Annotated in this window: 18 protein-coding genes; 4 read left to right on the plus strand and 14 right to left on the minus strand. The window is 38.6% G+C overall.

The window, feature by feature from the left end; translation table 11 throughout:
* Nucleotides 1-71: 71 nt before the first annotated feature.
* The 8 genes from AC59HC_RS07295 to AC59HC_RS07330 form a co-directional block, all read right to left on the minus strand.
* Entirely contained in the window at nucleotides 72-548 is a 477-nt protein-coding gene (locus AC59HC_RS07295; protein WP_496558334.1) for a hypothetical protein, read from the minus strand.
* Between the two features lie 52 nt (nucleotides 549-600).
* Nucleotides 601-1,191, minus strand: coding sequence for an SMI1/KNR4 family protein (locus tag AC59HC_RS07300; protein WP_496558335.1), 591 nt, complete (start codon nucleotides 1,189-1,191; stop codon nucleotides 601-603).
* A 44-nt stretch (nucleotides 1,192-1,235) separates the two neighbouring features.
* Nucleotides 1,236-1,754, minus strand: coding sequence for a hypothetical protein (locus AC59HC_RS07305; protein ID WP_496558336.1), 519 nt, complete (start codon nucleotides 1,752-1,754; stop codon nucleotides 1,236-1,238).
* Between the two features lie 22 nt (nucleotides 1,755-1,776).
* Nucleotides 1,777-6,540, minus strand: a complete 4,764-nt coding sequence (locus AC59HC_RS07310) for an RHS repeat-associated core domain-containing protein (RefSeq protein WP_496558337.1) — start codon at nucleotides 6,538-6,540, stop codon at nucleotides 1,777-1,779.
* 18 nt (nucleotides 6,541-6,558) lie between these two features.
* Nucleotides 6,559-7,818: a tetratricopeptide repeat protein gene (locus tag AC59HC_RS07315; RefSeq protein WP_496558338.1), complete on the minus strand. Its 1,260-nt coding sequence runs from the start codon at nucleotides 7,816-7,818 to the stop codon at nucleotides 6,559-6,561.
* Nucleotides 7,818-9,980 (minus strand): type VI secretion system Vgr family protein, encoded by a 2,163-nt coding sequence (locus AC59HC_RS07320; RefSeq protein WP_496558339.1) that lies wholly within the window; start codon nucleotides 9,978-9,980, stop codon nucleotides 7,818-7,820. Before AC59HC_RS07320 ends, AC59HC_RS07315 begins: the two co-directional genes overlap by 1 nt.
* A 546-nt stretch (nucleotides 9,981-10,526) precedes the next feature.
* Nucleotides 10,527-12,293 carry a S41 family peptidase gene (locus AC59HC_RS07325; protein ID WP_496558340.1) on the minus strand — a complete coding sequence of 589 codons (1,767 nt, stop codon included), beginning with the start codon at nucleotides 12,291-12,293 and terminating at the stop codon, nucleotides 10,527-10,529.
* Nucleotides 12,294-12,369: 76 nt separating this feature from the next.
* Entirely contained in the window at nucleotides 12,370-12,873 is a 504-nt protein-coding gene (locus tag AC59HC_RS07330; protein WP_202842970.1) for a DinB family protein, read from the minus strand.
* A 147-nt stretch (nucleotides 12,874-13,020) separates the two neighbouring features.
* On the opposite strand from AC59HC_RS07330, the gene AC59HC_RS07335 reads away from it, so the two are divergent.
* Complete coding sequence (locus tag AC59HC_RS07335; RefSeq protein WP_496558341.1) at nucleotides 13,021-14,172, plus strand: tetratricopeptide repeat protein; 1,152 nt, start codon at nucleotides 13,021-13,023, stop codon at nucleotides 14,170-14,172.
* 63 nt (nucleotides 14,173-14,235) lie between these two features.
* Nucleotides 14,236-14,574: a nuclear transport factor 2 family protein gene (locus tag AC59HC_RS07340; protein WP_343640373.1), complete on the plus strand. Its 339-nt coding sequence runs from the start codon at nucleotides 14,236-14,238 to the stop codon at nucleotides 14,572-14,574.
* Here the strand turns inward: AC59HC_RS07340 and AC59HC_RS07345 are convergent.
* The 4 genes from AC59HC_RS07345 to AC59HC_RS07360 form a co-directional block, all read right to left on the minus strand.
* On the minus strand, nucleotides 14,571-15,134 hold the full coding sequence (locus tag AC59HC_RS07345; RefSeq protein WP_496558342.1) for a DUF6624 domain-containing protein: 564 nt from the start codon (nucleotides 15,132-15,134) through the stop codon (nucleotides 14,571-14,573). The two genes, AC59HC_RS07340 and AC59HC_RS07345, sit on opposite strands and share 4 nt — an antisense overlap.
* 44 nt (nucleotides 15,135-15,178) lie before the next feature.
* Nucleotides 15,179-15,730, minus strand: coding sequence for an AAA family ATPase (locus AC59HC_RS07350; protein ID WP_496558343.1), 552 nt, complete (start codon nucleotides 15,728-15,730; stop codon nucleotides 15,179-15,181).
* A 56-nt stretch (nucleotides 15,731-15,786) separates the two neighbouring features.
* Nucleotides 15,787-16,782 (minus strand): MsnO8 family LLM class oxidoreductase, encoded by a 996-nt coding sequence (locus AC59HC_RS07355; RefSeq protein ID WP_496558344.1) that lies wholly within the window; start codon nucleotides 16,780-16,782, stop codon nucleotides 15,787-15,789.
* 65 nt (nucleotides 16,783-16,847) lie between these two features.
* The gene (locus tag AC59HC_RS07360; RefSeq protein ID WP_110009755.1) at nucleotides 16,848-17,204 is read right to left on the minus strand and encodes a winged helix-turn-helix transcriptional regulator; all 357 of its coding nucleotides are present in this window, start codon (nucleotides 17,202-17,204) and stop codon (nucleotides 16,848-16,850) included.
* 109 nt (nucleotides 17,205-17,313) lie between these two features.
* Here AC59HC_RS07360 and AC59HC_RS07365 point away from each other — a divergent pair, with 109 nt between their 5' ends.
* Complete coding sequence (locus AC59HC_RS07365; protein WP_496558345.1) at nucleotides 17,314-18,186, plus strand: MFS transporter; 873 nt, start codon at nucleotides 17,314-17,316, stop codon at nucleotides 18,184-18,186.
* Nucleotides 18,183-18,446, plus strand: a complete 264-nt coding sequence (locus AC59HC_RS07370) for a hypothetical protein (protein ID WP_496558346.1) — start codon at nucleotides 18,183-18,185, stop codon at nucleotides 18,444-18,446. Before AC59HC_RS07365 ends, AC59HC_RS07370 begins: the two co-directional genes overlap by 4 nt.
* A gap of 56 nt (nucleotides 18,447-18,502) precedes the next feature.
* Here AC59HC_RS07370 and AC59HC_RS07375 read toward each other — a convergent pair whose 3' ends face one another.
* Both AC59HC_RS07375 and putP read right to left on the minus strand, forming a co-directional pair.
* A complete protein-coding gene (locus tag AC59HC_RS07375; protein WP_227941554.1) occupies nucleotides 18,503-18,667 on the minus strand; it encodes a bacteriocin-like protein in 165 nt (54 codons plus the stop codon).
* A 194-nt stretch (nucleotides 18,668-18,861) separates the two neighbouring features.
* Nucleotides 18,862-20,358, minus strand: coding sequence for a sodium/proline symporter PutP (gene putP / locus AC59HC_RS07380; RefSeq protein ID WP_202842987.1), 1,497 nt, complete (start codon nucleotides 20,356-20,358; stop codon nucleotides 18,862-18,864).
* Nucleotides 20,359-20,436 lie beyond the last annotated feature (78 nt).

The raw sequence follows: 20,436 nt of genomic DNA on the forward strand, positions 1-20,436 counted from the left end.
ATATTTGAATTGGATTTGGATTACATATTATTTTTTATTCTAATGATTTAATAAACTTTACAATACTTGCCTCAAAAACTAAGAACTGTCCGAGCAGATTTCTGAAAATCCGTATCATTAAGTAACTTCTTTAGTATTTCATTTCTTTCATCTATGTCAGAAGTTTTCTTGATAACGTCAAAAGCATTATAACGTATATCAATATCTTCATCTATGTTTAAAACCAGATTTTTTGCGACAGTTCTTATTTGAGAATATTCTACAAAATTTACCATCGCACTTGTTGCATAGTTTTTAACATCGTAATCTTCTGTATTTTCGATAACTCCAATGAGGGTTTTCATAATCTTGTCTTTTATATGACCCGGAATTTCAGCAATTTCTAAAATTTTCGATGCTTCAGTACGGGCTAAATCATACTCTTCTTCATCTTGAATAATATGATCCAATAATTCCCATTTGGATGGCTCATCTTCAAATTCAATTTTCTTTAAAAATTCTACCCGATCCCAGTCATGTAAATTGAAGTACTCTGATTTGATTGACATTATTATAGTTTTTATTCAGTTTAATGCTCGATCTCGTTCAGCCTGCTTCACTTTAATCAATAACTTCCTCAAGCCAATCAAGATACCAACGTTCAAAAGATATTGCCAAGCCATCATCATCCAGTAAAGGATTTATGCCTCCATAATCAGCTCTGTCATCAGTCCAAATTTTTCCACGTTCACTTCCGTTTACAACCAAAAGATATGTACATCCATGCCCAATATGACAAATCTGTAAACATCCATTTATATGGCTAGTATCCATATATGGATTTAATTGGTCTTCATTTGGCCGCTCTCCACCATCCCAATCAATATCAAAAATCCAATCTTCATTCCAGCTTTCAGAATAAGGAAAAGGTATTGATAAATCAATCGCAGGTTTTGTTCTGAGCTTAAAGTCAATCATTGATTCCTGTAATGATAAAAGGCCATAATCAGGCCCAATGCAACCATTCCCTATTTTCGTAATAAAATCTCTGTAATCTTCAGGAAACTTAATTTTATTGTTATTTTCAATAGAAAAAACTTCTGATTCGGGGATAACAGGATTAAGAAAAAACTCTTTTGGTACTATTGTATTCAATTTCCCTGGATTGGCTTTAAGAAAATTTAATTTTTCTTTTATGTAATACCTATTCATGTATAAAATCAATTTATAGTAATTCTATATCAACCAATAGCTGGTTATCCAGTAATTTGAATGGGTTTATCTTTTCTTTTGAAGTCAAACCAGAATATTTTACTCTGTGCCATACTTTTTAAATAAAAAATATCCTTGTAAAAAGTTCCCGCGCCAGAGTAAACGCCTTTCTCATAATCAGTATCTTTCTTTAACATATTAAGCAGTGCATTAAAAAATGATTTAATATTTTTTTCAGGAGTCTTGCTTATCATCCTTAATGCTGTCTGTTCAATATTATCTCCATCTTGTCTACCTCCGGTTCCTTCTATTGTATAACCATATATCTCATCGCTATAAAAACTTATTTTATGTGAAACATCAATTAACTTTGTGGATAGAAAAAAACAACTATAACTTTCATTAATGTCAATTTCTTTAACATTATTTTCTAACAAAGTATACCACACTTTTCCTGAATCTCTATATTCAATATACAGGTAAACTTCATACTTATCCAAAAGAGGTCTAGCATACTCTATTACATTATCAATTGTATTTAAAACACTTATTTTACTTGCCATTTATTATATTTACTATTTTAAATTATCTATACGCAGATGCTTTACCATATCCTTCAAAGGTAACATTATGGCCAGCATTTCTAACATCTTCCAAAGCTAATCTTTCTCTTATTACTCCTGTTTTTCCATCTTCTAATGTTCGTCCAACATTTATGTGGTATATATCTCCATCAGCATTTTTAAATGATGCATCCATTCTTCTCACATCCTTATGCCCTCCTAAGTCTTCTAATATTATTTCTGTTTTAGAACCTCCACCAATATGCTCTACTCCAGGTTTGGCTGTTTCTCTTGCTATGATTTCATCAATTTTAGCGTTATGGTCACCAGTTCCTTTACTTTTCGGTCCTGGCTTTTGATAAGGGGTACCATCTTTTTTAGTTTTTCCAGCCCATCTTTGCCCGGCTAAACCAAATATATCTAAATAGTTGTTAGAATCATGAACATATGCATAGATATTATAACCTCCATCAATATCTATTGGATCTTTGCTAATATATAAACCACTTTTTACATCATAATATCTTAATCTATTATAGCAAAGATCAATTTCAACATCATAATACTGTCCCTGATAACGGAAAGGCACAAAATTTTCAACACCAATTTCAACTTTTATATCTCCATAAATGTTGAGTTCTCTCTCCCAAACCTTTTCTCCTCTTTCAGTGTAAACCTGTATTGGCGTTCCTAAATAGTCATTAACAATAGTGTAACATTCATTATCTATTATTTTCGCACTCGGCACATGACTTCCCCTTTCATACACCCAGGTCACCACATTCTCCACAGGTTCTTTTCCAACGCTGACATTTCCGTCATCATCTACAACCGTTACAGGAACTTCTTCTGCATCATAGCTCCATTCATGCAGGAGAACGTTACCATCCCAAATATAACGAGTTATTTTCTTCAGACCAATTTTTGAGGTTCTTCTTCCGAGGGCATCATACTCAAAACTTACTTCTTTCCCGTCGGGGCGCTTTACTTTGGCCAGCATTCCGTTGGCATTCCAGGAATATGCCCAGTCTCTGGCAGACCATTCCGGGCTTTGAATTTCTGTTGGAGAGTCTTCGGTTACATTGGGTAAATCGGCTCCATCCGGCAGTTTCGGGCTATTCAGCCAATCTGAAGCAATGGTTTTATAATAAGGATGTGTATTCTCTTGTTCTTCTTTATGCTCCGGCTTGGCATCGTTGATTGGCCGTTTACTTTTTAACAATAAATTTCCTTCTTCATCGTAATGGTAGAACCAGTTTTTATCACGCATCAGCTTTCCTCCTTTGTCGTAGACGCGGTCAGTCTGCCGGGCGCTTTCATATAAACATCCCGTAGCATCCGGATTTTTGTACTGCACCTCTCCGTTCGAATATTCTGCAGCAACAAGGCTTCCGAAAGCATCGTAATCAAATCTTGTTCTTCCGCCCGTCACCCTGTCCAGGGTATGCAGCAACCGGTTTCCGGCTCCCCAGCTGTAGTCTTTATGGAAGGTAGTATTGGTTTTATTCACTGTTACTTTCTGACTTACCGGCATTCCGATATGGTCAAATTCAAAAATGCTTTCCACCCCGCCGGTCATTTCACGGGAATGCATCTGCCCATTCCGGCTGATCTCAAGATTCATCTGCCAGGGTGCATGCACTTCCGGAGTTGCGGCAGTTACCGTTTTAAGCTGTCCCAGATCATTATAAGAATAGTCTACTTCGGCTCCCAGACTGCTTTTCAAACCGATCAGATTTGCCTGACTGTCATATTCATATTGAATCGTATGCTCACCCTGTTTTTCACTGGTGACCTGTCCTAATTTATTTCTCTGAAAAGCGACACTGCTGTTTTCATTATCTGCTTTAACCAATAATCCTGAAGTGTCATACTGATAGGCTTCCCAGGTTCCGTCGGGATAATGGGTCTGTGTCAATCTTCCGCCCAGATCATATTCATGAAAAATATCTTTTCCCTGAGGAGTCCTGGTTTGGGTAACCATTCCGTCTTTATCTCTTACAAAGAACTTTTTCTGGCCGTCAAACCCTATTTCACCAATGATATCATTATTATTATTTCTTTCAAAAGAATAGACTTCTCCTTTCTCATTGGTAATGCTCATTAAATTTTCATAAGCATCATACCCGAAAAACAATGTTTCTTCTTTTTTATGGGAAAGAGCATTCCTGCGGACTTGACGTTTAAGGCTTCCCATCGGCGTATAGCTCATGAGCCATTCTGCACGCCCGTCGGTAGCATACACCGGAAGATCATAGGCATCATAACGGAATTTTAACGGGAATTGCCCCTGCTCGCTCACTTCAACCACTCTTCCCATTTTATCCCTGTTCCAGAGGGTTCTGTTCAAAGGGCCCGGACTGAACACCGTCAGCCTTCCATACTCATCATATTTCCAGTACTGCTCGGCTCCCGCGGTGTTGGTGAGCTGAGTAAGCTGGCCTCTCTGGTTATATTTATAATAAGTAGCAATCTCTTCTCTGCTGCTTCTTTCAGGAATTCTTTCACCGTCTGCATATTCATAGTATACACTTTCTTCAGCAGGGTCGGTATAGCTGATTAGTTTTCCTTCTTCATCATAGCTCCATGTTTCCGAAGCTCCCGAAGGAGAGAAACGGGCAATTACCTGTCCGAATTCATTGTATTGATAATGGTATTCTTCTCCATCCGGGGTATGGAAGATTTTAATATTTCCCATTTCATCATAGGTATATCCCTGAACTCTTCCTTCCGGGGACCCCGTCATTTTCAACTCGTTGTGGGCTGTATAATCGTACCAGGTTTCTCCACCTTCTCCATTTACTTTTTTGTAAACCAGAAAGTTTTCATCATAATGATATTCCTCGGTTTTATTGTTTTGCTTTGGATAGATAACTTCTGTGTAACCTTCCTCATCATGGTAATGAAGTCTTCCTTCCATATATCCATCCGTACCTTTGGTATGAACTACTCTTCCGTTTTTATCATATTCCCATTGATAGCTCATCCCGTTCCGGTTGGTTCTTTTCACAACATGGTTTTCTCCATCATAGTCAAACACAATGGCCTTTTTGTGAATATCCCAGACATGGGTAAGGTTGCCACGTTCATCATAGTCGTACCTAACCTGCAGATCTCTCTGGTTTTTATAACAATAGTAAACTTCTGTTACTTTTTTATATGTCGGGTGAATTACAGTTTCTATACTGCAGCCAGTTTTTACATCTTTTATACTTTTCAGTACAATGTTCCTGGCTTCATACTCATATTCCCTGATTGTTCCGTCACCATATTCAATACGGGTTACCTTATAAACAACTCCTTCCGAAATATGATGAAAACGTTTATATGTATAAACATCAGTTCCTTTACGAACAATCCAGATACTGCTATTGGGTCTGTACTGCCATATTTTCTGATCTCTGAAATAAGTCATTTCTTCTCCAATCTCCGGTGCAGGAATCAGCATTGCCATATTTTCGTCCGGATGCATCCAGCCTGCAAACTTATTATCTTCATCAGGAAGAATAAACAGATCATGATTATTGAAAACGCCATTTCCAAGAGGTCCGAAATCATAAGGCCGGTCGCTGTGCCAGATATTTTTCCAGCTTAAAGGTGTACTGCCCTGAATTATAAAATCATCCCATTCAAAAACCATGGCACCGGTTGCAAAATTTACAGGTTCAAGGCCGTAATGACATAATTTTTTGGATAATGCATTGGCTAATTTGAATTTATTGAAAGGTGCCTTTTTAAGAACACTGTTATTTAGCTTTTTTAAACCGTTAGCACCAAGTTTTCCTAATTTCTTGGTTAAACTTCTCATTAAAAACATTCCGGCAAGACGCATCAGCATTTCTCCGGGTGTATAAACATGGGGTACAAAAGCGCCTCCTACCAAAACCGGTCCACCCGTATTGATCTGAATATACATGCTTGAAAAGTTATTATAAAAAGCAAAATAGGCCAATGGATTTTTTTTTGGCTTATCAGGCATTGCGGGCAGCATTGTCATTCCGAAAGGAAATCCCATACAGGTTAATACCTGCTGAGGCTGGTTACCGCTCATTTTACTTCCCTGCGCCAGAACGGTCTGCGAACCGTAATACACTTCTCCTTCGTGTGGAGCTTCCTGAGGAAAAGGAATGATATACACCGGAATAAGCGATGTGACATGTCTGAACGGAATGACCACTCCCATCACACTGGTTGTGGTGGTTGCTTTGTGCCTTCCATGAACATATATAGAGCCACCCAGCGGAATATTTTCCGGAAGAGAAGGCATCAGATTTCTGGCAAATTGCGGAATCGGAATTTTAATGGTTATATAATCCATTATATCAAAAACAATCCCGATAAACGGATGAGGCAGCGGCAGTGGAATAAACATGAATGAAGGTGGCGGCGGTATGAGAGTCCAGTGGATATCAATGGCCAGTACGATATCAAAATGTTTACTTGTATGCTGAATGGCTGTGGAAGGCATTGCAGGATTATTAACCTTAATCAGTTTCACTTTGCTTTCCGGAGCGGCCTTTTCTACTGTCACGGCACTGTCGCCACCTCCGCCTCCGCCTCCACTGCTTTTTTCCGGCTGTCCGGCATCTCCTCCCACTATAGATTTGGCCATGGAAACGGGATTCAGGGAATCGAAATTATTCTTCATTCCGTTCTTCCATCCCTGTTTGGTTTTACCCCAGCTTACCGAAGTAACATCTGTATTTATCTTCCATGAGCGGTCTGGGTTCATGTCCGGTTTTGCTACTTTAATGGGTTTTACAGTTTTTTTATTCAGATCTGCCATGATTCTTTTAATTTGAGATTACCCTGCTTTTGGTTTTTCCACGCTCACCTTCCAGTCATCACCAAAATAAGTCTTCATTTCACTATCCAGTTTTGTTTTTTTATCAGTATCGCCTTCATATTTGAGAATAAGCATTGAGGCAACAAACCTCAGACTGCTCTGTTCTCTTGCTGAAGGATCCATCAGTTTTGCTATATCCAGACATTTTTCAAAATACCGGATCATTTTATCTTTTGTCAGCACCGTATCATTCAATGTAGCGATGATCCTGTAACACTCAATCGCCATTGCATATTCTCCTATTTTATGAGCCGTCTCTGCGGCTTTTTCAAATGCTTTTTCTGCCCTGGACTTTTTGGAGTTGCCTAATAAATGGCTGCCATAATTCATATACATCTGAACTTCCAGAGGAGTATCAGGTTCTACTTTTTCAAATATTGTCCGATAGGTATCTTCTGCCCTATCCTTCTTCCTGTCCGCTATATATGCCTGGGTAAGCATAAAATAGGCAGAAATTTCGCCCTGTTTATTTTTTTGTTCTCCGGCGAGCTTCACCGCCTTTTTCAATGCGTGCTCTGCTTCTTTGAATCTTTCTTTGCTTAAATGATTACTCGCTATAAGAATCTGCTGCTGGAAGTCTGTATCCGGGCTGTTCTTCTTACGGTTGGTATGAGCGGCAGTATTCTGCATTAACTGATGAATGTCTACCTCTATTCTGAAGCTATGGGCTGAAGAGATATCGGGCAGAGTCCTGTAATGGTGATGTTCCGCCCAAACCAGTTTAATATCTTTATTTCCCGTTGCTTCACAGATCCTGCACCATTCTTTCACCCATAAAGAAAGTTCTTCGGTATCATTAATCCTGAGCGGAGCAATGTAGATATAGATTTTAGAATCCTTAATATTCGGGAAGTTTTTCTTTAGTTCCAGCAAAGGGTAAAAAGCTTTGTAAGCATCTGTTTTAAAACTTTCATCCGGCTTTTCCAGATTCCAATGGGGAATATCTGCCTCGCTTTTCTTCAGCATTTCACAGAACTCAGTCCATTCATCCAATAAGGTTTGTCCGAAGGAATTCATTCCGTTAAATTCCTGGTAATGGAGTAAAAAAACATCATCTCCTTCTTCATCTTCAGAAAGTTTCGACTTGATAAATCCATCAAAAAGATCGGTTTCATGTTTTTCTCCCAAACAGATCAGCATAGGCTTTTCTTCATTCTTTGAAACCACTTTCTGCCATTGTCTTTTTAATTTTACCAACTCCAAATCTACCGGATTCATTAATTCAGTTTTACAGTTCCACTTACAATATTCGTCTCGCTTCCTCCACCGACATTGATTTTTCCTCCACTGCTGAGATTGGCTTCAGTATCACCTCTCATGGAAAGCGTATTGGTTCCGATATCCAGTGTATCGGATTTGATTCCGACACCTGAAGTAGGTTCACCGTCTTCAGGACCTACTCCAACTCCAATACTCGTTGTGCCGCCAACACCAATATTGACTCCCTGTATGAATATTTCTTTTCCTTTAATCTGAATATTTCCCTCTTTATCCATATAAATCGAGCTGCTTCCGCAATTCAGCGTAATGGAAATTTTGCTGTCTATGCTTATATTTCCTGCTCCATCCAGAAAAACAGAATTTTGATCTTTATCTTTTACGGTAATTCCACCGGCATCATCCAGACTCATGGTATGTCCGCTTTTACTGCTTAAGCTTTTAATATTATTTCCGGCACCGCCGCCACCGCCAACTCCGCCATGGAACATTCCTCCCATCACAAACGGACGGTCAGGATGCTGGTGTGCAAAATTGACCACTACCTGATCTCCTTCCTCCGGAATCGCCATAAATCCACGATTTTTACTCACTTTTTCGCTGCCTCCGCCATCAGGAGTCATCACTCTGATATATTCTGTTGTAGTAGAGCCATTCTGCCAGTCAAACTGCACTTTCACTCTTCCCTGGTTTAAAGGATCTGCATTGGAAATTACTTTGGCAAACTGGGCATCCGCTTTGGGGGTATGGAACTCCGGACGGGGAATAAATCCTGTATCAGAAGCTATTGCCTCAAAAGTGCCGGTATAATATCCTCTGGCATCTACCTCATGATACATGTCTGTAATCATCAGTTTGGTAAAATAGGTTGTTTCACTGCTTTCGGCTTTTCTCATTTCAATATCAGCGATACAGCCGGGATAAAGGAATGGTACTGTTGTAACTCCTGAAATAACAAAGACTTCAGCAGCCTTACTTCCGGCAGTTCCTTTCTGAGAAGTTTCCACATCCATGAAAGACACCGCTTTTATTGGAGCTACCCTCAGCGATGGAGTGGTAAATGTTTTTTCTGAAATTTCATAGGCTCTCTTCGCAATATCTGAGGTGTGATTAATCTTTGAGCTTCCAGCCGTTAATTTTTCATTTTTACTGCTGTTGTAACCGTAAAATGACGGATTCACGTGCTGTGCCTTCATTTTTATCTTGACATCACTCACACTGCTGCCATAGGTTAGCTTTACAGGTTTTTCCTGCGGTGGAAGTTTCCCGAAATGCAGTACTTCGCCATCATAATAAAACTGTTCACCGTAGGCTTCCGCAATTCGGGCCAGATAGTTATAATGAGTTTCTTCATATTGTGAGCTGTAAGAAACATTTCCATGGGCTGCGTCTACTCTGAAATCGAACGTATTTTGTCCCAGACCTTCTTTGATCACCTGATCTGCAATACTGTTCAGACTGATTTCCTGGGCTCCGCCAAAACTTTGAATATGGGGTGCTGCATCTAAAAGAACCGTAGGGCTGGATCCTGTAAGAACGATATTTCCCAGGCTTCCTTTTTCCTGGCTGAAACCTACTTCTGTGATGACTCCAACGAAATTTCTTTCCGGACCGTCTTCAACGTCTTTATATCTGAAAATAACCGTAATTCTTTTTCCCAGAAAGTTCTGAGCTTCTTCCAGATTGTGGTTTTCGGAATTTCCCAAACTATCGTGAGCCAGCATCAGATCAAATTCATGATGTTTTACAGCACTTTGTTTTAACTGAAAATGTTTGAAATGCTTAATGACCTTTCCGTCAATTACGATTTCAAGTTTTACCACACGATTAATTCCGGCTACCTGATTTCCCGGTATCGTGCTGGCATTATAAATTCCTGAAGTTGGCTGTTTAGCCCATACTTTATCTTCTACCAGTGTGGGAGGGTTGGATTGTTTAACCTGGTTCATAAACATTTGGGACCCGTTTTGAGCCATCCCTGTATAGGCCTGGGCCTGAGCCATTTTTTCTGAAGCTTTTTTAATGGTTCCACTCGATTTTTGCTGCACTTCCTGAGCAGTCTTGCTAACGGCCTCATCTGTCAATGTTTCTTTAATATTTTTTACAGCTGAAATTTTATCTTTGGAAACAGGCAATTTGGGTGAATGATCGTCCTGAAACATAATGGTAATATTTTGATTGATTGGGTGTCAGATTTTTTTAAGACTGAAACTGATCCGACCAAAAAGTTCAGATCATTTCGCTATCCGTGCTTCATCTGTAAAGAGGAATCCGGATATTGAGGTCGTAACAGGGTGTTAAAAGGAAAAGCACAACTATTAGTTTACTTTGTATCCCTGTTGAAATTCAGGATTTCACCTGATTTTATTGTTGTAATATGCAGATTGTAATCATTATTAATTTTTTGTAATTGGATTGGTGGTATTACAAAGATAAAGCGGTAATTGCTATTCAGGAAATTTTCAATGGATAATCTGAAATTTTGTCGTAGTTCTACGACTTTTCATCAATAATTCCAAAATAAATGATTAAAAAAAAAGAAATAAACACCTCTATATCAAATAAATATTTAACAATTTTTAATAAATGAAAATGATAAATTTATCACTTAAAATAGAAATAATATAAAATATTATTGTACTGTTAGAATAAAAAAACCAGCTGCAAACAATGAATTTACAGCTGGCTTTATGCGTGTGAAAAACTTTTTATTGTTTTCTAAGTTCTGCTACTTTTTTCAGATAAACATCGGTCTGATCAAGAAATTCCTGATCGGTCTGCTGTATTGTCACATGAGGAATAATCCCCTGTCCTCTTTTCTGATCAGGAAGATTTTGAGCATCCTGAATGACGTGAACAATAGAAAATCCTGTCTGGATTCCGGTATTGGGAAGTTCATACACTAATGGAAGATGGCCATTATGTTCATAATAGCCTCCTACCGTTTCTTTTCCAATCACAACAGCATTGGTATAGGATTTAATAAGGGAAGCAAGGTGTGAAGCTGCAGAAGCTACCCTTTGATCAACAAGCAGATACAGCTGTCCTTTAAAAGTTCTTTCATTAGGCAAAACGGATGGATTCTTGTCATCTGCCCAGTAATATTTCCCCTGAACACTTTTAGGGTAAAGCTGTTTCAGATAGGCATTAAGGCCATGTTTATCCTGTACGCCGTTAGAAAGGAAAAGAGGAGTTATAATGAGTTTTTCCTCCAAAGGGACTTCATTGAATTGGGTGTAAGCATAGTGACTGTCACGGAAAGGTCTTTGTGCAAGATAAGAGAATACTTTTTCATAAAGAGCTCCTGTGCCTCCTGTATTTCCTCTGAGATCAATGATCAGATTCTGTATTTTTTCCTTTTCCAGAGTATCCATCATCTGATCAAGAAAAACACTGAATTTTTTATAGGCCGGATCTTCTTTTCCGGTGGCAAAATCGAATCCTCTCAAAGATAATCTGTAAATTCCTTCTCCTTCTTTGCTGAAGCTATATTTTTCAGACAGCAGTTTTTTGTCAAAGGCAAGCGAATATCTTGATTCCTGAAGTTTTTTGAAACTTTCCAATGGTATTCCTTCCAGAGAAACTTCTTTTACGGCTCCATTCCATTGATATCGGATCACATAATTTTTATGGTTTCCGAATTCCATATAAAATTTATCCAGCATTCCTCTTTCAAAACCTGTTGTTTCCTTGTAAGGCATGGAATAGCCATCAGAAAAATAGTATTGCGAGAAACGGCTGATCATTTCTTTTGCAGGAACTCCGTTGATGGAAAGAATTTCGGCACCAAGAGGTATTGCTGCCTCTTTTGAATCCTGAAGCAGGCGTCCGTCAATATTCTTCAGAGTGATGGGCAAATATTCAGGTTTCTGGGTGAGATAATAGGAGGCGTGATTAGGTAAATCCGTATAATTATGGCAGCTTCCTTCAAATCCGGTAAGTCTTGCAATGATTTTATAGAAATCAAAAATATTTTTACTGTTTCTGGCTTCTGCTTCCGCCTGCTGGTAGATGCTGTCTATCTGCTTTTTGCTTCTGTACACATAGAGTCCGGAATTTGCTTTTTCCCTGATCAGGCGGAATGTTCTGAGATCTTCCACAAACTGATCGGAACTGAACTGGCCGTTCAGAATAGGTACGCTTTTAGATTCGGCAATAGATACTTTTGCGATTTTACTTTTTTCAAGATAAGATTTAGCCCAGATCTTTACTTCATATTTCTTTCCTTTTTCAGGAGTAAAATACAGGCGCTCGATACTTTTTATTCCTCTGGAATCATCCTGTTCTTTCAGTTTCTTTCCATCCATGAACAAAGCAATTCCCAGATTAGCATCAGCCGACTGTACCGAAATCCATGATGGTTTGTGGGCTTGTGGTGAATATTTCAGGGTGTCTCCCGGTTTAAGCTCCAGATGAGTCTGTGCATATGCACTGTTTAAGAATAGCAAAAGAGGAATGATAAGAGGTCTGGTCATTATTATTTTTTTGAATGGGCTAATATACAAATTAACCTCAACCGATTGAATATTCTTCGGCTATTCCCTTTCAGCACTATAGTTTCACACTCATATCCTGTACTTCTTCTGCAGAAAATCCATAGATCTGTGGTGTTTTTACATCCAGAAGGTTCAGATAGATATATAATTCTGCCCTGTGGTGGATTTCATGTTCTATCATAGCCCGGAGCCATTTCCACACAGAAATTTCATGATTGGCAGGAGTAAGGCATTTCCTGGTAAGATCCTCATCTGAAAGCCCTGTGATGATTTCAAGCGTCTGCCTATGCATTTCGTTAAAAAACTTAACGGTATCCCCATAGCCGTCGGCAAGGTCTTTACCACAACCCGGATAAGCACTTTTCCTTCCTGATATGGTTTCGCCGTACATATACCTTTCGATGGCTGCAATATGTCTTATCTGATCTCCAATGGTAAATTTTCCCGGTTTATAGGAAAAATCAATATGCTCAGGAGGAACAACTTCAATAATGCAGTTGGTTCTCTCTCTTATTTTTTCATAATAATCAATGAATGACTGTACAGTTTTTATTTCCATATCTTTTGCCTGATTTTTATATAAAGTGAATATAAGAAATCTGACTTAGTGTTTCATCATAAACCATTCAGAATAAAAAAATCCCCGATAAGTGAGACTAAAATTTGGATGCCTGGTAAATAACCTATATTTTAGTTAAAAATAACCATGATGAAAAGAGGAATCTGCTTGTGTATTATTCTATTAAGCTTTAAAAATCTTACTGCCCAGTCTGCAAAAATTGATACTGAAAAACTTCTTGAGTATTATGAAACACAACGTTATGCTGATGCAGCTACTTATCTTCAGAGTATATATCCCGGAGATACACAGGATATAAAAGCTCTGTCACAAATAGCCTATTGTAATATGATGGCCGGAAAACTACCGGAAGCAGAAAAAAATTATCTGAAGATCAACACCATTCAACCCGACAGTGTGCCCACCTTATTCAGTTTGGCCAGTATCAATTCCAGACGGGGAAATGTTTCCAATGCCAAAACGTATCTTCAACAGATTATCCGGCTGGACAGTATTAACTTCAGTGCCTATAAACAGCTTGCGGCTTATGCAGAAACTCCTGAATCCAGACTTTCTTACCTCAAAAAAGCCAATAGCCTTAATTCTGCAGATCCCGATGTTGCTTATGATCTTTCTGCAACTTACATCAGCCTCAAACAATACCAGTCTGCATATGATGTATTGAAAACAGCCATTGCAGCCGATACTGAGAACTTTACTTTACTGCAGGCTCTACTGCCGGCTGCCAACCAACTCCACAAATATCCGGAAGTGATTGAAACAGGTGAAAAGCTCCTGAAAAACCATGCTGATGTTAATGTAATGAATGATCTCGGACAGGCCTATTTTTATGTAAAGGATTATCAGAAATGTATCACGCTTTATAAAACACTGGAAGATATGGGAGTACAAAATGAAGGTACATTATATTTTATGGCCCTGAGCTATCGTGAACTGAAAGATTATAACAATGCTGCCATCTATGCACAAAAGACTATTGACGAAGCTGTTTCAGATCATACCAACCTTTATTATGCTGCACTTGCAGGCATTTATGAAGCTAAAAACCAGTATAATGATGCTTTGACAGCTTATAAAAGAGGATTAACTTTTGGTACCAGCAATATTATTTATTACCGTTTGGGGCTTCTTTATGATCTCAATCTGAAGCAGCCTAAGAATGCCGCAACATATTATCAGACATACCTCAAAAACAATCCTGATCAGGACAAGGAAAAAGAGCAGATTGCCTATGCAAAAGGAAGAATTATTGCTTTAAAACAGATAAGCTCTTTATGATTATAGTCACAAGAAGAATCTCCGGTGATCCGTTAATTTTGTATAGACAATAAACAGAATATTATGGACAATACAACTCAAAACACAGCAGAACTCTTTATCCAATATTTAAATGAAGAAAATTTTGATAAGGCAGAAAGCTGTCTTGATCCTGATTTTAAATTTATAGGAGTAATGGGAAAGAGAGAAGGCGCATCTGTTTACATCAAGGATATGAAGCAGATGAAGTTTAAGTATGAGATTCTTAAGACTTTTACTTCCGGTGAAGATGTTTGTTTCTGGTACAATATTGATATGGGAGAAAAAACAATAGAGTCTTCGGGATGGTATCACATAAAGGATGGAAAGATCCGTACTTTAAAAGTTCTGTTTGATCCCAGACCTTTATTAAAAGAGTCTTAAATCCATCCTGTTTTTTTCCTCCAGGCGGTATATTCAGCGTCTTTGCTATCAATTTCCGGAATGTCTCGGACCTCCGGGATTTTATTGATATCTGATTCGGAAAGGACCCGCAGATTTACCTTTTCGCGTTCTGTATTTAACTTTTTTTTGTTTTCTACGGGATAAATTATTCCGTCAGAGGTCAGCTGAGTACCATACTTTTGAGGTTTACCCTGAAAAACCTGAATCCTGTCGTATAAATAGGCTTTATGGATAGGGTTAATATCATTACAATGCTTTTCCATCATAGCGTAGCTTGTTTTCATAAATTCGGGTTCGCCGATAGCATGCTGGATGATCAGCCATGCTGCATCATTAGCTTCCTCACCTACTTTTGAGATGGTAGGATAACCGATTTCTGCAATAATTTCCCGCAGCCGTTGTGCATTGGCTCTATGAATAGTTTCCATTTCGGGATGATAACCTCCGGAAAGCGCTCCTGATTTCAATAGTTTTTCTCTTACGGACAGGTCTTTGTCAGCCATTTCGATCAGTTCTTTTTCAAAAGGAAGATGGTTCATACTTGATAATTGATGAGTGATAATTAATAGGTGATGATGATACTTTATATGAGCTTGTCAAGGATAAAACGGGCTCTGTTTTTTACTGAAATTTTCGGGACTTCTATAATATTGTAACCATATTCCTGATAAATTTCGTTCATACATTCAAAGGTAAGCATAGATTTCTCGAAGGTTTGTTTTCTTTCAGGGTCATTTTCGTAAATCTCTTTCCATGGCGGCAGAATGAAAACATTGTTATGATAAATCATTTCTCTTGCTTTAACCTCCATAGATTCCGGAACAGGAATATTTTCAAGTTTCATATAACCCAGTGCATCCAGTATCCCACGGTCAAAGAAAACAGGTTTTGCAGAAGCTGTCTGACTTATTCTCAGGTAGGTTTTTACGGATTCTTCGAACATCAGTTCTGCAAAAAGTTCTTTGTTAAGCCATGGAAGCCCTTCTCCACCGGAATCCATCTGTTCTTTAATGATTCTCCTTCCTTCTTCAGGTACAGTTATCATTTCACGGCGGCTTAATTCATCCAGCAACGTTGTTTTTCCTGCTCCGGGACCTCCGGTAATGATATAGAATGTTGAAATATTCTGTTTCATGGGTTTGAATTATAGTATAAAACTCCATCATACAGCAGAATTTCATACTGCGGAGTTTATCTGTTATTTTTAATGATACTTTTATACGTGTTGATGCGGTCTTCTTCCCGGTACATATTACACAATATGAGGAGATCATCGGTATTGTACTTTTGGGCAATTTCATCTAATCTCCGGTTAACAGATTCCGGTGTTTCTATAATAATTCTGTTTAAAACAGTATAGAATTCTTCTTCATCCTTTGTTCCCAGAATCTTCTGTTCCACCACTTCCGGCGAAAGAACCGCATCCGGACTTTCTAATTTCCGGGATTGTAAAAACTGATAGGCCATTCCGTAAGCATTCCGTCTGGCATCTTCCATTGTATCTGCTACTGATACCGATACGGCAACCTGCAGAGAAGGCTGGGAAAAATATTGTGTTCTGTCAAATTCTCTGAGATAAGTATCTGTATTTTCCTTTCCGTTCTCACTATTCATAAAAGCAGCGAATGAATATCCAACTCCATGCTTTGCAGCTTCCCGGGCGGAGGTCATTCCTGAGCCCAGCCACATAATTTCCGGAATATGCTGTACATGAGTCGGCTGTGCAATAAGTCCATCATAAACTCCTTCTTCCTCTTTTATAAATTGAATAATCTCCTCCAGCTTTGTTTCCATATTGGATAACACTACCGGTTTATGATTGTTCAGTGCCATGACAGCATCTTTTAAACCTCCGGGAGCTTTTCCCAGGCCGAGAATAAAGCGTTCAGGATATAGGGTCGACAGCATTTTGGTCCATTCTGCAATCTTATAGGCTGAATAGTTTCTCATCATGATTCCGGCAGTTCCTATTTTGATCCGGTTTGTTTTACTGAGAGCAATTGCAGCTAAAAGCTCGGGACTGGAACTTCCATAAGCTTCTACTCCATGATGTTCGGAATACATGATGCTGTGAAACCCTGTTTCTTCAGCCATTACAGCAAGATTAAGACTGTTTTTCAATGCAGATGCCGCACTGCCGCCCATGGTGGCGGGTGACTGATCTAATATCCCTAATTTCAGCTTCATACTGTTGGATCAATTTTATGGTGAAGGTATGAAAAAAGCTTTATGTAACAGAAAATGAAATGTTATCATTCTTTAGGAGGAAAAACAATTCCCTCATCCTTAATCAGATCGTAACCAAATTTCATGATAGTTTCAATAACCGGAATGGCTTTCTCTCCTTTCTTTGTAAGACTATACTCTACTTTTGGAGGAATTACGGGAAATACTTCCCTGTGAATCATCTCTTTAGCTTCCAGCTCACGCAGCTGACTGGTGAGCATTTTATCTGTAATATGAGGAATATCCTTTTTAAGCTCGCTAAAACGGAGTGGCTTCTCCTGCAGTCTCCACAAAATCGGCATCTTCCATGTTCCGCCGATATGACTTAATGCAAATTCAATAGGAGTATAATACAGTCTTTTATCATGGAAAAATTCAGGCATAACAACGTTTTTTTAGATTAACACTTTCAAAAAGGTAAGTATAGAACTAAAAGGTAAGTATATAGTTTTCTGATAGTCTATTCTGCAAATTTGCAAAAAAATAATGAATATGAACAGAAATCTTTATGTACTGGCACTAGGTGTTTTCGGAATTACCACTACAGAGTTCGGAGTGATTGGAGTATTACCCGAACTTGCTTCCGCATTCCGGGTTTCCATTGAAAAAGCGGGATGGCTGCTGAGTGCATTTGCATTGATCGTTGCTGTTTTCGGGCCCTTCATGCTTCTTATATTGTCTTCTTTCAAAAGGAAAAACTTATTGATTTTTTCTTTATCGGTTTTTGTTGCTGCCAATATCCTGTCTGCATTTATTACCAATTTTTATCTCCTTCTCATCGTTAGAATGATTCCTGCATTTTTTCATCCGGTATACTGGTCCATTGCTTTATCTGTCGCCGGGCAAACCTCAGATCCTGCAGAGAAATCCAGGGCTGTTAGTATTATTTTTTCAGGGCTTACACTAGCAACTGTTTTAGGAGTTCCATTGGCAACTTTTATGTCTGACCTTTTCTCCTGGCAGTCTTCTTTTTTGCTTACTGCTTTTATTAACGGAGTCGCTCTGGCGGGAGTATGGTTTTATCTGCCATCCATTCAGAATCCGGAAACATCTTCAGGTAAATTTCCCATTAAAATATTCCGGAATAAACATCTATGGAACGGGCTTTTTCTGGCATTCTTCATCATTGCAGCCATGTATTCAACTTATGGTTATATGGCAGATTTTTTAAAGAATGTCACCCAAATGAACGGGAAACAGATCAGTATGCTATTTTTTCTGTTTGGAACCGCAGGAATTGCAGGAAACAGAATTGCAGGAAAATATATGAGCAGGTTTCCGTTTCAGACTACTTTTGTGTTCCTGATTTATTATCCGGAATTCACCTTCTGGTTGGGCATTACGGAAGTTATTTTACACCGATGATTTTTATTGTAACTTTTTGGGGGCTTATTCATTCCGGAGGTTTTCTGATCAGCAATATCAATGTAACGTCTTCCTCATCAGAGACCTCTGAGTTCATCAACAGTATTTTTACTTCCTGCGGGAATTTTGCGGTTACTGCAGGTACTCTTTTGGGAGGTTTTTGGATTGACCGTTATGGTATAGAAAATATTATGTGGTCAAGCATTGCCGGTCTTGTTCTTGCCATGATTGTGCTGCTTGTTAAAAGGAACAGACATTAAGTTGTAATAAAAAGCAAAGCTTTCCATGAAATGGAAGGCTTTGTTTATAGAAATAATTATGCACATAAAATATTTCCACAGCCACCACCACCGCCGTTTCCATTAAGATAATAACAGATGGTTGTTGGACAGCCACATGCTATACATTCACTGGCTGCGGCAGGACGGCCACCCGTAATTGTTTTTAAACTTTGTCTCGCGATTTTCTTTAAATTTTTCATAATAAATAAGTTATTAGTTTGAAATGACAAATTAATAAAAAAATGGCAAAGCACCTTTAAAACAGACTGTTAAATAGTATTAAATTTTATAATGAATAATTTTCCCCCTATAAATCGTCTGAAAAATATTAAAACAATAACCCTCGCTGTTCAGCAAGGGTCTATTATTGTTGTATCATTGAAAAGCTTCTATATTACTCCTGCATAATCTTTTGAACTTCATGAAATTCACTTTCAATCACAGGATCAGGGTTATAAGTCAATAAAGAAACGATCACATTAGTTAGTAAAGAAAGTACAAACCCAGGAATGATTTCGTACCAGTCTTTCAGCGGATGTTGCAGATAAACCCAGGCTAACACTGTAATTCCCCCTACCATCATCCCGGCAAAGCCTCCCTGCCATGTTGCCTTTTTCCATAAAAGCGACAGCAGGATCAGGGGCCCGAATGCAGAGCCAAAGCCTGCCCATGCATTTCCCACCAGATTAAGAATACTATCCTTAGGATTAAGAGATAAAAGTACCGCAATGACAGCTACCAGTAAAACAGAAAGCCTGCTTGCTATTAATAATTGCCTTGAAGTTGCTTTTTTATTCAGAAAAGCTTTGTAAATATCTTCTGTTAACGAGCTTGAAGTCACCAATAACTGGGAAGAAATCGTACTCATTACCGCAGCAAGAATGGCTGTAAGTAAAAATCCTGCAATAAACGGGTGGAATAATATACGGGAGAAATAGATGAAAATAGTTTCTGCTTCCGTCTTTGATCCGTCAAACTTCATCATGGTATTCATATCGAACTTTTGCAAATAAGCGATTCCTACCAATCCTATGGCCAGAGCTCCGGCAACAGTAAAGATCATCCATGTAATCCCGATGCGTCTTGCTTTGATCAGATCTTTCGGTTTATCAATGGCCATAAAACGTACCAGAATATGCGGCTGGCCGCAGTATCCCAATCCCCATGCCAATAAAGAAACAATACTTACAGTCGTTGTTCCTCTGAACAGATCCAGATATTTTGGATTTTTTGCTTCAATCAGAGAAAACGTCTCTCCCACGCTTCCGATCTGGGTAATGGCTACAATCGGAACGATCACCAATGCAAGCACCATGATGGTGCCCTGCACAAAATCAGTAAGACTTACGGCCAGAAAACCACCTAAAAATGTATACAGCACTACTACCAGACTTGTCAGGAGTAAGCCTGCCGTATAATCCATTCCAAAAGCTGATTCGAATAATTTTCCTCCGGATACCATTCCCGCAGAAGTGTACAGGGTAAAAAATACCAGAATGAAAATAGACGATGTAATTTTCAGGAGCTGATTTTTATTTTTAAACCTGTTTTCAAAAAATACAGGTAACGTAATGGCATTCTGTGCCACCTCGGTATAAATTCTGAGTCTTGGTGCTACAATAATATAATTGAGATAAGCACCAATGGTTAGCCCTATCGCAATCCACGAACTTGAAATTCCGGACAAATACATCGCCCCTGGTACTCCCATCAAAAGCCATCCGCTCATATCGGCTGCTCCCGCAGACAATGCTGTTACGGCAGCTCCCATTTTCCGGCCGCCAATTAAAAACTCTTCTGAATTACTTGTTGATTTTCTATAAGAATATATGCCTATACCTATCATTAATAACAGATACAACCCCACAGAAATCCCTTCATATACTTGCATATCATTATTTTTACGAAGCCGAATATAATGATTTTCTAATGAATGGAATTATGAAAAGCAAACTAAGCTTTTACTTTT

The organism is Chryseobacterium sp. DZ-32 (genome assembly GCF_059587025.1).

What these genes read in the sequence shown, in the direction of transcription:
- AC59HC_RS07295 (WP_496558334.1), bottom strand. Translation starts at nt 548, where the DNA reads ATGTCAATCAAATCAGAGTACTTCAATTTACATGACTGGGATCGGGTA.
- AC59HC_RS07300 (WP_496558335.1), bottom strand. Translation starts at nt 1,191, where the DNA reads ATGAATAGGTATTACATAAAAGAAAAATTAAATTTTCTTAAAGCCAAT.
- AC59HC_RS07305 (WP_496558336.1), bottom strand. Translation starts at nt 1,754, where the DNA reads ATGGCAAGTAAAATAAGTGTTTTAAATACAATTGATAATGTAATAGAG.
- AC59HC_RS07310 (WP_496558337.1), bottom strand. Translation starts at nt 6,540, where the DNA reads ATGGCAGATCTGAATAAAAAAACTGTAAAACCCATTAAAGTAGCAAAA.
- AC59HC_RS07315 (WP_496558338.1), bottom strand. Translation starts at nt 7,818, where the DNA reads ATGAATCCGGTAGATTTGGAGTTGGTAAAATTAAAAAGACAATGGCAG.
- AC59HC_RS07320 (WP_496558339.1), bottom strand. Translation starts at nt 9,980, where the DNA reads ATGTTTCAGGACGATCATTCACCCAAATTGCCTGTTTCCAAAGATAAA.
- AC59HC_RS07325 (WP_496558340.1), bottom strand. Translation starts at nt 12,293, where the DNA reads ATGACCAGACCTCTTATCATTCCTCTTTTGCTATTCTTAAACAGTGCA.
- AC59HC_RS07330 (WP_202842970.1), bottom strand. Translation starts at nt 12,873, where the DNA reads ATGGAAATAAAAACTGTACAGTCATTCATTGATTATTATGAAAAAATA.
- AC59HC_RS07335 (WP_496558341.1), top strand. Translation starts at nt 13,021, where the DNA reads ATGATGAAAAGAGGAATCTGCTTGTGTATTATTCTATTAAGCTTTAAA.
- AC59HC_RS07340 (WP_343640373.1), top strand. Translation starts at nt 14,236, where the DNA reads ATGGACAATACAACTCAAAACACAGCAGAACTCTTTATCCAATATTTA.
- AC59HC_RS07345 (WP_496558342.1), bottom strand. Translation starts at nt 15,134, where the DNA reads ATGAACCATCTTCCTTTTGAAAAAGAACTGATCGAAATGGCTGACAAA.
- AC59HC_RS07350 (WP_496558343.1), bottom strand. Translation starts at nt 15,730, where the DNA reads ATGAAACAGAATATTTCAACATTCTATATCATTACCGGAGGTCCCGGA.
- AC59HC_RS07355 (WP_496558344.1), bottom strand. Translation starts at nt 16,782, where the DNA reads ATGAAGCTGAAATTAGGGATATTAGATCAGTCACCCGCCACCATGGGC.
- AC59HC_RS07360 (WP_110009755.1), bottom strand. Translation starts at nt 17,204, where the DNA reads ATGCCTGAATTTTTCCATGATAAAAGACTGTATTATACTCCTATTGAA.
- AC59HC_RS07365 (WP_496558345.1), top strand. Translation starts at nt 17,314, where the DNA reads ATGAACAGAAATCTTTATGTACTGGCACTAGGTGTTTTCGGAATTACC.
- AC59HC_RS07370 (WP_496558346.1), top strand. Translation starts at nt 18,183, where the DNA reads ATGATTTTTATTGTAACTTTTTGGGGGCTTATTCATTCCGGAGGTTTT.
- AC59HC_RS07375 (WP_227941554.1), bottom strand. Translation starts at nt 18,667, where the DNA reads ATGAAAAATTTAAAGAAAATCGCGAGACAAAGTTTAAAAACAATTACG.
- putP (WP_202842987.1), bottom strand. Translation starts at nt 20,358, where the DNA reads ATGCAAGTATATGAAGGGATTTCTGTGGGGTTGTATCTGTTATTAATG.